Annotated in this window: 11 protein-coding genes; 4 read left to right on the forward strand and 7 right to left on the reverse strand. The window is 56.2% G+C overall.

Going from position 1 to position 14,380, the window contains the following annotated elements; translation table 11 throughout:
* Positions 1–95: 95 nt before the first annotated feature.
* The 5 genes from ACPOL_RS24680 to ACPOL_RS24700 form a co-directional block, all read right to left on the reverse strand.
* Positions 96–935, reverse strand: a complete 840-nt coding sequence (locus tag ACPOL_RS24680) for an SGNH/GDSL hydrolase family protein (protein ID WP_114209409.1) — start codon at positions 933–935, stop codon at positions 96–98.
* 72 nt (positions 936–1,007) lie between these two features.
* The gene (locus ACPOL_RS24685; RefSeq protein ID WP_114209410.1) at positions 1,008–1,382 is read right to left on the reverse strand and encodes a hypothetical protein; all 375 of its coding nucleotides are present in this window, start codon (positions 1,380–1,382) and stop codon (positions 1,008–1,010) included.
* 36 nt (positions 1,383–1,418) lie between these two features.
* Positions 1,419–2,261 (reverse strand): response regulator, encoded by an 843-nt coding sequence (locus tag ACPOL_RS24690; RefSeq protein ID WP_114209411.1) that lies wholly within the window; start codon positions 2,259–2,261, stop codon positions 1,419–1,421.
* 39 nt (positions 2,262–2,300) lie between these two features.
* Positions 2,301–3,332: a UDP-3-O-(3-hydroxymyristoyl)glucosamine N-acyltransferase gene (gene lpxD, locus ACPOL_RS24695; protein WP_114211036.1), complete on the reverse strand. Its 1,032-nt coding sequence runs from the start codon at positions 3,330–3,332 to the stop codon at positions 2,301–2,303.
* Between the two features lie 20 nt (positions 3,333–3,352).
* A complete protein-coding gene (locus ACPOL_RS24700; protein ID WP_114209412.1) occupies positions 3,353–3,859 on the reverse strand; it encodes a DUF6982 domain-containing protein in 507 nt (168 codons plus the stop codon).
* Positions 3,860–4,088: 229 nt separating this feature from the next.
* Between ACPOL_RS24700 and ACPOL_RS24705 the strand changes: the two genes are divergently transcribed.
* Together ACPOL_RS24705 and ACPOL_RS24710 are read left to right on the forward strand one after the other, a co-directional pair.
* Complete coding sequence (locus tag ACPOL_RS24705; RefSeq protein WP_114209413.1) at positions 4,089–6,188, forward strand: CCA tRNA nucleotidyltransferase; 2,100 nt, start codon at positions 4,089–4,091, stop codon at positions 6,186–6,188.
* Between the two features lie 148 nt (positions 6,189–6,336).
* The gene (locus ACPOL_RS24710) at positions 6,337–6,879 is read left to right on the forward strand and encodes a prolipoprotein diacylglyceryl transferase (protein ID WP_114209414.1); all 543 of its coding nucleotides are present in this window, start codon (positions 6,337–6,339) and stop codon (positions 6,877–6,879) included.
* 280 nt (positions 6,880–7,159) lie between these two features.
* Here ACPOL_RS24710 and ACPOL_RS24715 read toward each other — a convergent pair whose 3' ends face one another.
* Entirely contained in the window at positions 7,160–11,017 is a 3,858-nt protein-coding gene (locus ACPOL_RS24715; protein WP_114209415.1) for a carboxypeptidase-like regulatory domain-containing protein, read from the reverse strand.
* A 373-nt stretch (positions 11,018–11,390) separates the two neighbouring features.
* Between ACPOL_RS24715 and ACPOL_RS24720 the strand changes: the two genes are divergently transcribed.
* Both ACPOL_RS24720 and ACPOL_RS24725 read left to right on the forward strand, forming a co-directional pair.
* On the forward strand, positions 11,391–12,281 hold the full coding sequence (locus ACPOL_RS24720; RefSeq protein ID WP_114209416.1) for a c-type cytochrome: 891 nt from the start codon (positions 11,391–11,393) through the stop codon (positions 12,279–12,281).
* Positions 12,278–12,775 carry a DUF2165 family protein gene (locus ACPOL_RS24725; protein ID WP_114209417.1) on the forward strand — a complete coding sequence of 166 codons (498 nt, stop codon included), beginning with the start codon at positions 12,278–12,280 and terminating at the stop codon, positions 12,773–12,775. Before ACPOL_RS24720 ends, ACPOL_RS24725 begins: the two co-directional genes overlap by 4 nt.
* Before the next feature lie 5 nt (positions 12,776–12,780).
* On the opposite strand, the gene ACPOL_RS24730 is transcribed toward ACPOL_RS24725, so the two are convergent.
* Positions 12,781–14,370: a hypothetical protein gene (locus ACPOL_RS24730; protein ID WP_150133123.1), complete on the reverse strand. Its 1,590-nt coding sequence runs from the start codon at positions 14,368–14,370 to the stop codon at positions 12,781–12,783.
* Positions 14,371–14,380: the final 10 nt, after the last annotated feature.

Genomic DNA, 14,380 nt, shown 5'->3' on the forward strand with positions numbered 1-14,380 from the left:
ATGATGACGGCAGCAGAAATATCGGCTACGCCGGGATCTCTGCTGCCCTATTGTAGCCCGGTAATCGAAAACTACCAGAAACTTTCGTAATGTTTTCAACGCGATTGCGCCCGGCGCGACGCCTCGCGGCAAAGCATTTCGCCGACTGCCTTGTGCACGGCCGTTGATGGGTGACCCTCGTGAAAATAAAAGTGGCTCGAGGGTGACGTGCAGGGAGTCGGATCCTCATTCTTCAAGGCGCGGCCGGCGCACGGGGTGGTGGTGTCGGTGATGCCGTATTTGCCGGGATTTTGCATGACTTCGTCGAAGAACGAACCCCAGTCGCTATTCTCGATCTGAATGTCCGAAAATCTGGCCTGCAGATCAGCCGGAATCCTGGCGAGTTGAGGATTGAAGCGAATACCAGTGGTTGCGAATGCGGGTATTTTGGTCGGCAGGAGAGCAACCATGAAGCGGCGAGCGCCGAGCGCATAGAGGGTTGCGATCTCGGCCTTCAGGTTTAAGGACGTGGCGCCCGCCGGGAGAGAACGGTCGTTCAAACCGCCCGCGAAGAAGAACATGGTCTCCCTGGGATCGAAGTGGATCCGGCCGCTTTTCACGAGACCTGCAAAATCGTCCACTTGATTGCGCATGCCGCGGCCGAGCAGTTCACCATGCTCAAAGTGCTGACCCTCTCCAAAGCCCGTTCTGGCGCCGCTTACGGCGAAATTGAGGCCCTTGCCTTTGCTATCCGCATCGCCGAAGTAGGTAAAAGGGATATGAAGGCACTCTGCAAGGTAGGCTACCGCGGTTGGACCATTGCCGTCGACGTAGCCGGCTCCGGTGTCGGAATAGCTGTCGCCGAAGACGTAGAGCATGGTGTACGGAGGAGTTGCCGCGGTTGCGCCGGTTACGAAGAGCCCCATAGTTAGAGCCAGCAGCACGACATGCTTCATCTGCCTTTCACCTCTGACCCGCTTGTTTGTGGGTTCTCTTCATAGCGGGCATGGAGCAACACCCAGGTAAGCCTACTGGGGGGCCGACAGTTTTGGTTGCCAGCTGACCTTCCCCTCAGGACCGACTGCGATGATCAACCGGCCTTCCTGGCCCTGGTTGAGCTCGGGTCCGTCAACGTTGTGAACCTGTCCGTGCGAGTCGGTGAACTCGATCTTCAGTGCGCCGGAGCCTTGGATCTTAAAGCGATAGTGAAATTGCGAGTTTGCAGCAAGGTTGCCAACTCCGAAACTGGCGCTGGGGTAGTCGACTTCCACGAGATGAATCGCAGACGGTCCCTGATTGTCGATGGTGGTGTCGACAAAATGGGAGTGGCATCCCATGACGATGAGGCCGATTGAAGTAAGAAGAGCAATTCGAGTACAACGGGAAAGGCGCTTCTGACTCATGCTCGCTTTCGATTCTTTTATACGGGACTTTGCGATTCAAGCTTTGCGTTCAAGAATCCGCGCGGTCAGCACCACACCTGGCTGGTTGTCATGCAGGGTCATCGGGAAGGCAAGAACATTCCACACCCACTCCTCACCTTTTCGGGGCAGGTTGAGCAGCCCCCGATAGGTACGATCAATGTAGGTTTCTTTGGTAGTGACCACAGTCTTGAGGATATCGCGCCAATCGGCAGAGATTTCCGGGAACTCGATGAACAGATTCCGGCCGGGGAACCATTCGCGGGGACGCTCCAGAAGGCGAGCGCAGGCTTCATTGACGTACAGCCAGTCACCCTCACCGCTGAGCACTTCGAGTACCACGTCCTCGCCCATAGCCATGTTAATTCTGGAATAGAAAAAATCGCGGGCATCGACGACTACGGGTTTGCCGCGCAACTTTGCCTCAAAGGAGCGCAACGCAGCCAGGAGATCGTCCACCGAACTATAGCCTTTAAGCAGATGCATGTCTTCAACGCCGCCGAAGCGGCGTTCGAGCGTCGCGGAAAGGATGATGATCGGCACTTCGGGTCGTCGGCGACGGAGAACGGAAGCGACTTCTGTGCCAAATTGACCGGCGCCCAGATGATAGTCGAGCACTGCAATGTCAATCTGGTCGAGGAGCTCGCTGGCCTCCTGGATGGTGCTGGCGGACTCGGTAAGGTATCCGTGTTTGCGCAAGATTGTGGATCGCAGCAACAAGCTCTCTGCATCGTCGTCGAGCAACAAAACTCGAATCAGCCGATCGACGCCTGGGGAAAGATCGTCAGTCGATTGCCCGATTGCTGGCGGCGCGACCTGGCTCGAGCTTCCTGGCGGCCCAAAGACTATCTCGTTCGACATGTCGTGATTAGATGCTGAATCAGGGTTGGTGTCGTTAGCCTATCCCTGGTCAGCATGATTTCGTATCTCTTTTTCCTTCCTGCCCTGACGTTTGACCTCGCGAAAAAGTTCTGGCAGGCGCTGAAAATAAGCGACCGCGCGTAACCATTGGCGATTCTCGATGGCGGGATAGCCGCTGACTATTTGTCCGGCGGGCACATCGTTCGGAATTCCGGATTGTGCAGTGGCCACGACCCCATCACCCACATGACAATGTCCGGCGACGCCAACCTGACCGGCCAAGATGACATTGTCGCCTATCTGAGAGGATCCGGCGAGACCGACCTGAGCGCAGAGCAGCGTGTTAGTGCCAACCGAAGAGCCATGGCCTACCTGAACCAGATTGTCAATTTTGGCTCCATTCGCAATACGTGTCTCGCCAACGCTAGCGCGATCGACGCACGCATTCGACTGGATCTCAACATCATCTCCAATAAGGACAGGTCCGGACTGCGGAATTTTGTACCATGCGCCATCCTCTCCTTTGGCGAAACCGAAGCCATCCCCGCCAACTATCACGCCATTCTGGAGGACCACCCGGTCACCGAGACGGCAGTTTTCGCGAACGACAGAGTGGGCGTGGGCGAAGAAGTTGCTACCAATGACGGTCTTAGGATAGAGGACTACGTGGGGCAGCAGAGTGGCATGATCACCGAGAACCACTCCCGCGCCGATAACGGCATAGGCGCCAATGTGGGGATCTTTCCCAATCAGTGACGTAGGATCGATGACCGCCGTGGGGTGGATACCCGGGGGATAAGTTGGCGGTTGGTAGAACAGACCGACGGCACGAGCGAAGGCGTGATAAGGATTTCGAATGCGCAGCGTCGGGATGGTCAGAGGCGGAAAATCGGGGCTAACCAGGATCGCCGATGCCTTTGTGGTTCTGGCGTATCCCACGTATTTCTTATTGGCAATAAAAGTCAACTGTCCAGGGACTGCCTCTTCGATGCCGGCGACGCCCGTGATCTCTTCGTCGACAGCCCCATCGCATTCTGCGCCCAGCGCAAGTGCTAACTCACCCAACTTCATGGGTTGGATTGTAAAAGAGTTCACTCAGCCGGTTCTTCCGGCGCGGTAAAGAGGTCTTCCTGATGGGGAAGCTCGAAGCGTTTCCGCCGGGAAGAGTTGACGATGACCGCGAGGATCGACAGATCGGTGATGGTTGACCGCGGTACAAAGATTTTCTGAGTATTGGAGCGAATGTCGGGAGGCGTCAGCAAAACTCCGGGCGAGTCGAGCAACGTGAGGTCGTTGGCGGCCAGGCCCTCAAGGATGTCGCCGTCTTTCAAGCGGAGACGGAGAGAAACTCCTTCGTTTCGAGGGCGTGCGGCGAAATTCTTGCGCAAAAGCCGCTCAGGATTGCCTGGCTCCCCGGAATTAAAATCGCGCACAAAACACACCCACTTTATCGCATCTAACTGCAGGGTCGTGACTTTGCCCGTCAGATCGAGCAGTTCCATCTGCCCGTTGTGGGCGAAGTTGGAGGCCGGCAGATATCCCGACAGCCAATCTCGACTGAGTTTGCGAACGATCGCTTTCTTTCGGCCAGAGGGCATAAATCCTATGGAGCGATTGAGAATAAAGGACAGTTCGCGCTCCAGAAAGTTATATACCTGCTACGTTGAGCAACGAAAGTTGTGCAGAATGGTAGCCAACTGGATGCCAATATGTTAAGTTATTGTTTGCAATCAGCGCCCGTGCGCCCCTAACTCTTTCAAAATGTAAGCCTTAAGGTGAAATCCAGAGGGCGTAATTTGGGACGGCGGCTGGAGCAACTTCGCAAGCATGCCCGATTATATTTACCTCCTCGAGAACCGCCTCTCACCCTCTCAGCAGGGCGCCCTGCAAATGATTCGCGAAGCAGCACGCGAAGCCGGTATGACAGTTTTCCTGACCGGCGGCGCAGTGCGCGACCTGACCAGCGGTTCGCCGGTCAGGGACCTGGACGTCTCCGTTCAGGGCAATGCTCTCGAACTCAAGACGAAGCTCCAGGAAGCGGGAGCGGTTTTGTGGGGGGAGCATGAGCCTTCGCAGACCCTCTTTGCGCGGTTCCCCGGCAGCGTTCGAGCGGAAATCAGTAGCACCCGCCGCGAAGAATTTCCGACCCTCGGAAAGCCAGTTTACTCACCCGGCAGTATTCTCGAAGACCTGCGCCGGCGCGACTTCACCGCGAATGCCATGGCGCTTTCCTTGAATGAAGGCTCCTATGGGCTGCTCATGGATCCACTGAACGGGGTTGCCGATCTCGAAGCCCGTTTGCTTCGGTTAGTGAGCAATTACGGCTTTCTGGAGGATCCGGTTCGGCTGATCCGGGCGTCGCGATTCCAGGCTCGGCTCGGGTGGGAGTTGGAGGAAAAGACAAAGGCGAGATTCGAGAACGCAAAAGAAGAGAATGTTATAGCTCAGCTTTCCCCCTATGCGCAGGGCTATGAGGTAGAAGAAATCGTCCATGAAGAGGATGGCCTCAAGATTCTGAAGGTCCTCGAAGAGCAAGGATGGATGAAGTCGCTTTTCCCGGCTTGGACGAGCGCCAAAGCGGATACTGATTTGTTGGCATCGATGCGCGAGGTTCTGGTTCACTTGCAGATGCAAGGGGTAAATCCCGATCCCTCCGCAGCGCAAGCGCAGCTGCTTACCTCCAAGCTGGCCCCTAAAGACCTGACAACTCTGAAGCAGATGTTTGTGCGGCAAGGTTTTGTCCGCGAATGGGAGACTCAGGAGGAGCGTGCGAAGGAGCTGGGAAAGAGGCTGACCGGCAAAGAAGCTGCAACGCCTTCGGCGGCTTGGAAACTGCTGACTTCAGTCGATCCTGAAGCTTTGCTCTGGTTGGGACTGACAAGCAAAACCGCAGCTGTGCAGGCCAGGCTCAAAGACTTCTTCTCGGTGTGGCCAGAGGCGCGCCAGAAAATTCCATACGCGCTGATGCAGGAGATGCGCATCGTCCCCGAGCTTGAGGGTTATCAGGAGCTTGTCAAGAATATCTTCTTCGAGTTAATTGACGGAAGGCTTTCGACCGAAGAGGAGATGCGGCTGTTCCTGGAGCCTTATTCGCCACCCGCACCTCCTCCGCCGGTCAGCATTCGCCGCACTCGCTCGAAGAAGTCGGCAGAGAAGAGCCGCGAACTCCGCGACGAGGACGACGAAGAACTTGTCGAAGGACGCGCCGCCGGCGACGATGACGAAGGCGATGAAGACGTGGATTCCGATGAAGAGAGCGAGACTGCGGACGAGCGTGCAGAACTTATTCCGCGATCCGTTCTTCGGAGCGTTCCTCAACTTGTAGACGAGCCGGTTACGTTGCAACAATCGACAGAGAGGTCAGCGGACCATGAGTCGAGTGCTCCTGCTCCGAAGCAAGGGTTATCAGGGACAGCAAGGATCGATGAAACTCTAAAAAAGACGGAGTCTCCGGTAAGACCTGGCGCGGCTGCCCCGGTTAAGGATGAGCCTAAGCCGGAAGTCAAGCCGGCATCGAAGACTCCTACCAAGCATGCGACTGCTATCAAACATGCGGATACCACTGAGGCCAAGCCAGCAGTTCATTCTCCCGGCAAAGCCGCGGGACATCCGGTGCTGAAAGCTCAAGCGCACAAATCGACCAGCAGTCCGGCCCCAACTAAATCCCTGGCTAAGCCGGCCCCGAAGTCCGCTGCTAAAGGGGCGGTTAAGAGCAAGCCAATCGCTAAACCATCTGGCAAGAAGAGCTCAGCGGTCAAGAAGGCGGCAACTAAGGGGAAGGTGTTAATCAAGCCGAAGGTAGCGAAGCCGCCCGTGAAGGCGAAGCCGGCAGCCGATAGGGTGGGTTCGGCGGCCAAGTCTCGAGCTGCCGGGAAGGTCTCTGCAAAGTCATCGGCGAAGTCAGCGCTGGCGAGAAAGAAGCGCTAACCTCGTCGATGAGCAATATTTGTCAGCGAACGATATGAATCAAGCGGCCAGTGTAACCATGGAAAACAGCCCCGGTCATGGCTGCTGCTAACAAGTCTGGCTTCAACCAGCATCAAAGAACGCCGCGATATCAACGTTGGAGGACACTATGCGAAGGAAATATGTTGGACAAGGTTTGGTATTTCTGGCGCTGTCGGCTGGATTGAATCTTTCGGTGACTGCTCAGACCGTGGGTCAAGATATCAAGACCGCCGGAAGCGACACGAAGAAGGCAGCCGAAAAGACGGGAAGCGCAGTCAAGCACGGGACGGTCAAGGCCTACGACAAGACCAAGGAAGGTACCGAGACGGTGGCGCACAAGACCGCGGAAGGCACCAAGACCGTAGCGCATGATACCAAGCAGGGCACGGTCAAGGCCTACGATAAGACTACGGGGAAGACCGAGGAGGCCGCTGACAAGACCAAGAGCGCCACCGACACGGCTGCCCACAAGACGGCGAGCGGCACCAAGACTGCTGCCCACAAAACCGCCGCAGGGACCAAGAAGGCGGCGCACAAGACTTCCAATGGCACCAAGTCGGCTTATCATTCAACCAAGAAAGCTACGGGGAATACCGTGCGAGACGCCGAGGGCAAGCCGACTACCACCACGGGCGATTCCAGCGGCGCCCCTACCAGCGCCCCGAAATAGCAGCAATAGCAACAGACGACTTAGAACAGTTCCATCGACCGGGCGAGGCGGCTCATAGGGAGATACCCTAAGTAGCCGCCTTTTCTTGGTTGAGCTTTCGATTGTGCGCTACCCGGAATTGTCGCGACTGCTGGGCAATGAACCAGCGCGCCGGATCATCTGACCAGACTGGCTGCCGGACAAGTCCGGACCAAGTGATCAAAATACCTGCCTTCCGAGCCAGATAGGGAACGCCGAATCCCGGCTCCTAGCGCCTCTGGAACAGCGCCTGGAGGACCGGTTAGAAGGTAAGACGCAGTGCCATCTGTATTTGCCGCGGGCTTCCTATGGTCTTGTTCACATTTCCCAACCCGAAGGGAGCGTTGTAAAAGGAGTTTGGTTGTCCCGGGAGTGGCGAACTCCCAAGCGAAGGAAAGCCATTGTAGTTTTCGTTCTGGGTCACGTTGTTGATCGGGATGTCGAAGCTTGCGGTATTGGTCAAGTTGAAAATGTCCAAGTCATACTTAAGGTTCATCCCCTCCCTAATCTGGGTGTTCTTCGCTAGAGAGATGTCGGCTCGTTTTTGATAGCTTTGGCGGAATATGTTTCGTTGGCCGCTCGTGAAGTTGGTCTCGAAGGTGTCCCCCGGGGCAATACCCCCATTCAGATCTCCTGGACTGAGGAGCGGCAAGGTGAAGCAGGAGGCTTTCAGTGCCGGGGCGCCAAACGCCCCGGTCGCACCGGTTTTAGCGCTGACCGGAGAGCAGCCTGGGGCGAGAGGCACGATCGGATTCGTGATGCCATCCGAGACCCCGTAGAAGATGCTGCCGACCGCGCCAGAGTAGTCAATCACGCTATACGGCTGGCCGCTCTGAATGACCGTAATTCCAGAGAGTGCCCAACCACTGGTGAGCCTGCCCTTGAGAGAAGTCTCTCCGAAGAAGGCGGGCAAAACATAAGAGTAAGTGAAGTTAATCACGTGGGTGCGGTCGAAGTCTGAGGAGCCGTAGGACTCACGAAGATTGAGCGGATTATTTCCGTTGTAGAAGAGCCCGAGCGCGCTTTGTTCATCGAGAGCATGCGAGTAGGTATAGGAGAAGCCAACTTGGAGTCCGTGGCTCAAACGCTTCTCGACATGGGTCTGCAGCGCGTTGTAGGCCGAGACGCCAGCGGCTTTATAACTCTCCGATTCAGCCGAGTACCCGATGTAGGGAACCCGAAGGTCGATGTTGCCCCCCTCGTAATTCGATTGCATCGGTCCTTGTCCGTTGGGTAAGTTGATCGGGGCAAAGTTGTTATTCGGATCGAGGACGGTGTAGCCATAGGTGTATTGCTGACCATTGATGGGGCTGGACGGAGTGGCGATGCCAGCCTGGTTGAAGGGCACTGGGATGACCTCATGGCGCCCCAAATTGCCAACATAGCCGATGGTAATGGCAAGGTCGTTCCGCGGCTGCCACTGCATGTCAAAAGTAAAATTGATCGTATAAGGGAGCTTGTTTGCGCGGTTATAGGTTGCGAACGAAAATAACTGGGCTCCATTTTCGATCGCCGCTACGCTCGGCAGGTAATTTGTAATATCTGCCGGATTACCAGTCGGCGCAGGCCCGAGCGCTGCGCCCCAGGGGCTCGAAAGGGAGTAGCCAGCCCCTGGGTCGCAGGTAGGAACAAAATTTAAATAGGCTGGGCTCTGAAATGATTTGCAGATCTGAGAGGTGACAAACGGAGGAGCCTGGTTCACTCCGAAGGGGCCGCCGGTGATCTCGCCGGCTGCATATCCGGGAGAGAAGTAGGTGAACAGTTCGCCACGATCGTAATAAATTCCGGTGCCGCCGCGGAAGACAACCTTGCCGTCATTCTGTTTCGGCGTCCAGGCAAATCCAAGCCTGGGGGCGATTCCCCATTGGCGGCCGGTGAGCGTCGTCGGACTGACGCCCTTCGTCGGAAATTGCTTATTGTTTCCGGCGATGATGAAGCCGTTCGATGTGACTTCGCTGCCGTTAAAGACATAGCTGGCCGGATCAAAGTTATAAAGGCGGCCGTACTTTTCGGTGAGCCCGCCGTTCCAGTCATAACGGACACCTGCGGTCAGACTTAAATTTGAGCGAACCTGGAATTTGTCCTGTACGTAGGCGCCAACCTGGTTGGCGCGGTAGTACCGGTTCGCATCGCCTTGAAGAAATGCGGTCGTGTTGAAGTCGTAATTGGTGGTGACAAGGCCCTGCAGGAATTGGGAGAAATCAGCAGTCGCAATGATTCCTTTGCCGGTTCGTTCATCGCGAGTGTTGAGCTGGGTGTATTCGTAGCTTCCTCCAAAAGTGAGAGTGTGCTTGCCCAATGTCCAAATCGCATTGGCCGAAGGCATAATGCGGTTCTGAAAGACTCCCGTAAATGGCCCCTGCGAGGCTGAGCCTGGACCGATGTTGAGTTGGGCGTTTGAGACCGAGTTAACGTTGTTGGGCGAACTGTTGCCAAGCGCGTCGACGATGCTGATGCCGGAAAAAGTCGTCGAACCGAATGCGTTGATGCCCAACTCGGCAGGAGTAAAGAGTTGATCGGTGGTGCTATACGTCTTTTCCCTGAGGATGCCAATGGTTTGCGTCGTACTGAGGGTGGGGGTGAGCAGAAGAGTATTAGTGATCGACGCGACCTGGCTCCCCGCATCGAGGTGCTGAGTGAAGCCGGAGACGCTCGAATACGCGTAAGGAGCAATTGTCGGATCGTGTTGGTAGTAGTACTTTGCGGAGACTGTGTCGGTCTTAGTGGCATTCCAATCAAGATCGGCGACGGCCTGGTCGGAGATGAAGTAGGCGGTGCCAGGCGCGGAAGCATTGGTCGGAATCGTCTGGGTCGGGGCCGGCCCGACACCTGCAGAGGGTACCAGGTATTGGCCGTTCGGCAGCTTGTAATTCAAGAGGAAGTCCGCGACCGTGCTTATCTCGCCGGGTGCAGAACCTACGGTGGCGAGTGTGGGGGTGGCGAAAGGAAAGTTTGTGTTGGCGATATTTGCAAGTGCCGTAGTGCTCCGGTCGTCCGTGAGCCCGAAGGGAACAGTGAGACGGGAGATGCCGATTTCCTGATCCGAGGAATGAATATGCTGATAGGAAAGGAAGCCGAACAGCTTGTCCTTGAGGATTGGCGCTCCCACCGTGCCGCCGGCGGTGTAGCGGTGAAGCTGCGGCACCTTCTCGTTCTCGGGGATATAGTCGTCCTGCTTATAGAAAAAGGGGGCTGCATTGAGCCAGTCGGTGCCGCGATGGACGTATCCGGTGCCGTGAATCTGGTTAGTGCCGGAGCCGGTGCTCATGTCGATGTGTGCGCCGCTGGTTGATCCCTGCTGGGCGTCATACATCGAGGTGTTCACGCGGACTTCCTCGATGCTCTCCGGCGCCGGTGTTGGCAGAGCTTCCCCGATCGCGAGATAAATTGAGGCGCTGGACTGGACCACGATGCCGGAGCTTGCACCCGGTTGGGCGATTCCGGTGTTGTTCACCACCCGGGCAGACAGCACCTGGCTGGTACTCTTGCCGTTGAAGAGATTGCTGGCATCCACGCCATTCAAGAGGAAGCTATTGCTGGTGTCCCTCTGGCCATTCGCCCAGATCGGCGCGTTGCCTAGTCCGCTGTTTGCGCCGGTGCCACCTGGAAGCTCGGCATTCACCCCGGGAGAAAGAACGGCCAGGCCGGTAAAGCTTCCGGTAGGAAGAGGCACAGCGTCAATCTGCGCTTTGTCGAGTACGTAGCCATTGGTGGTGTCGGTGGCGTTCATAAGTGGCGTCGCGTCGACCTCGACGGAGGTGTTGACCGAGCCTACTTGCAGGGTGACATTGAGAGTGACAGTGCGGTCGGCCTGGACGAGGATGCCTGGATTCTTTTGGCTGTCGAAGCCGTCGCGGTTATAGGTCAGGGTATAAGTGCCGATGGGGAGGTTCACAAAGGAGTAAAAGCCGTTGTCATTGGTGTTCGCGGTGCGGGTAAGTTGAGTGGAGTCCTGTACGGCGGTAACGGCGACACCTGGAACCGTGCCGCCAGAGTTGTCGGTGACACTTCCAGAGATACCGCCGAGGGTTTGTTGGGCGAGGCCGGGGGAACAACAAGAGAAACCCAGGAACAACAGCGCGATCAGAGAAGAGGAGAGTCGACCTATTTTTAGGTACATGAATGCTTGGCCTCCACTGGGTGAAAGAAGCTGGGGAACTGCGTCGGCTCTGAATCAGCCGGTATTTGAAATAGAACTGCGGTCGAGCGCAGGTACGCTTGTCTTTAGTGGCCCGGGTTCAGGCCTGATTTTCGAGAATGGCTTGAGAATAACGTAAGTTTCGCACCCGACATAGCGAAAAATTTATGCGATCTTCACTAACCCGAGTAGAGCGGCCCGCGACGGCGGCTTAGCAAGAAAATGCCCGGTCGGTGCAATTTTTCTTCCGCTCTCGTTGTTGTTACCTTCAGCTTGTTGGATTGTCCCTCACGGCTTTCGAGGGATCCATCTGTTACTTTTCAAAGAGAGACTACGGGCGTCGAGGTAGGATTTGATGATCCGATTTGCAACCGTCGCGGTTGCTGTTGTAATGCTGCTAGCGGTGCCGTTCGTGATCTTCGGGAAGGAATTGTCAGGCAAGCCGCCGTTGCTCCATGCTGCGCGCCAGGCTGAGAGTGACTTGGAGGTTGGCGGAGAGTTAGCCGGTCTTCCCCCAGACAGCACGCGATTTATCGCCTACCAGGACCTGCTTGCCTTGCCGCAAGCAACCTACACTGTTAGTGACGATAGCAACTTCCCCAAAAAGACGCGGATTAGCGGAATCCCGCTCGAACAGCTGGCGGCGGCGCTCGGCACGCCTACGGCGAATTTGGTGGTGGCAATATGCTACGACGGATACAGGGCGAATTATCCCAGCGCGTATCTCGGCGCGCATCATCCGCTACTGGTGTTGAAGATCAACGGCAAGGCTGAACCGCATTGGCCGCTGACCGAGAGTGGCGGATCCATGGGACCTTATCTTATCTCCCATCCGTTCTTCAAGCCGTCTTTCCGAATCCTTTCGCATACCGATGAAGCGCAGATACCTTATGGCGTCACCAGGATTGAATTCCGAGAGGAACAAGCCGTCTTCGGCTCGATTGCACCGGTAGGTCAGTATGATGCCGATGGCGCGGTCATCCAGGGGTATCGTATCGCCCAGCAGAACTGTTTTCGCTGCCATAACATGGGAGCAGAGGGAGGTCAGCTGGCCGGCCGGTCATGGCCAATGCTGGCGATGTGGGCGTCGACTGAACCAAAATATTTCGTTGGCTATGTCAAGAACCCTCAGGCCTTCGATGCAAAGAATAGAATGCCGGGCAACCCGCAATATGACGCGGAGACGCTCGAGACGCTGCGCCGGTATTTCGCCACGTTTGCGGCTACATCCGCGGTGAGCCGATGACGATCAGGATTGCGAAGATTCTCCTGATCTTTGCGTTAGCCGTGTTCTACAGCATAGTCGTCTTCAACAATCTGACTGACTATAACTCGAATTACCTTTTCGTCTATCACGTGCTGAAGATGGACTCCACTTTTCCGGGCAATCACGGAATGTGGAGGGCTGTCCACTCCACGATGGTGTACCGCTCCTTTTATGATTCCATCATCAGCTGGGAGGCTTTGACTGCTTTCCTTGGATGGGCCGGCGGGGCGCTGTTGTTACGGAAGCTGGGCGCTCCGGCTGCTGCCTTTAACCTGGCAAAACGAATTTCAGTGATTGCTCTGACGCTGAGTCTGCTGATGTGGTTTGTGGCATTCCTCACCATTGGCGCGGAATGGTTCCTCATGTGGCAGTCCAAAACCTGGGACGGCCAGGAAGCGGCCTTTCGCATGTTTACGGTGGTAGGAATTATCCTCATGTTCCTGGTCATGCCGGATGTTGAGGGGCAGGCTTAGGTCAACTAAGGTTCAGCGCGTAGAATGCGGCGGAGCTCAAGCAAAAGTCCGCCCAAAACGAGGAATCCCCCGCACCAGAATGCCTTGAGGCTATTGACGACCCAGGCCGGAGCCGCCCCGACACGGCCCAGCAAGAACGGTAGGAAATTCCAGGATGTTATGTGGACATAGTCCCATGGATCTTCGGTCATCGCGTGGTTGTTAAGTCCCCAGGGGTCCATCTTTCCTAATGCAAAGGCAACGATGTTTTTGAATCGCAGCGCGATGACGAAGGTAGGATGGCCGATCGTTTCCATCTGATAGATCTCTAAGGGGAGCCAAAAGCAGAGCGACGCCAACTGCACCACAACGCTGAAGGCAACCACGACCCAGCCGGCCCAGCGAAGCCATCCGGCGATCTGCTGCCGATAACGCAAGAGCAGTGGGACACCGAGCAGCGATGCAATCTGGGCAGCGGTAGATACATAGCGATCTCCCCACGCGAAATCGCCGCTCCAGACGGTGTACTTCGCATAAAAGCAGATGTAGCCAAAGAGCAGCGACCAGGCTGCGATCGAGAATGCCTTAACCGGACTGCTAAGGCGCTTCCACAGAAAGATGGTTGCCACCAGGCTGAGGATGAGCAATGGGTCGAAGAGAAAAATAGACTTCTCTGGCGAGAAAAGCGGGCCGAGCAAGCCATCAAGGAAGCGGCCTTCAAATGGATAGGCGGCAGGCAAGGATGGATCGAGCTTCTTTTGCTGAATAGCAAAGACGCTCAGGTAGGTGTTGAAGAAGGAGCCGAAACGATAGAACTGGTAGATCCGATCAATCAGCAAAAATGCGGCATACACCGGGATGGTTGTACGAGCGTAGATCAGCGCTTGCCGCCGAACGTCGCCAAATCTGGTTCGCTCCAGCAGCAGGAGCATGGCGAGAAAGCCAGCAACCGCGAGCAAGTCGAGAGCGGTAGTGAGGCGAGTAAGCAGGTTCAATCCGAGCGCCAAGCTGCCGATAAGCAAGAGCCGTTTTCGGCCGGTGCGGAACCACTCGTACTGGAACGAGATTCCTGCCAGGGTGAGTAGAAAGATGTAGTTGTTCTCGCTCATATTCTGCGAGTAATGCAGATGGGTCGTGGCAAAGAGAAGTGTCAGGACCCCGGCGGCCGCTTGTTTCAGGGCAAATTCGAACTGCAGCAGCAGCCTGAAGCACACAAGCGCGGTCAGCACTGCGATGAGCAGATTGGTGGTGAAGCTGACGAAGACGCCGCGAATACTGGGATCGTTTCCAGCGTATTGATCGAAGATCGACAGGTGCTCGAGGTAGGTTCCCGCCACGTCCGGCGGGAACATGAGCAACGATTGGCCCATGCCATACCAACTGTAGAGATGGCCGTTGCGTCCGATAAGACCAAACTCCGGATATTCATTGGGAAAGACCGGCGGCTCGGAGGTCCAGAACGAGTGGGTGGTCTGCAAGCGATGCATCGTATCGCTGGTGCCGAGTTCGCCGGACTGCGCAAGCAGCGTTCCGAGAAACGCGATCGACGCTAACACAAAACGGGGGCTACGCAGTATGCGCAGGCAAGCCTTCATCATCACCACCAATGATTTCACGGCTTCCCAA

Source organism: Acidisarcina polymorpha, from assembly GCF_003330725.1.
GTDB lineage: Bacteria > Acidobacteriota > Terriglobia > Terriglobales > Acidobacteriaceae > Acidisarcina > Acidisarcina polymorpha.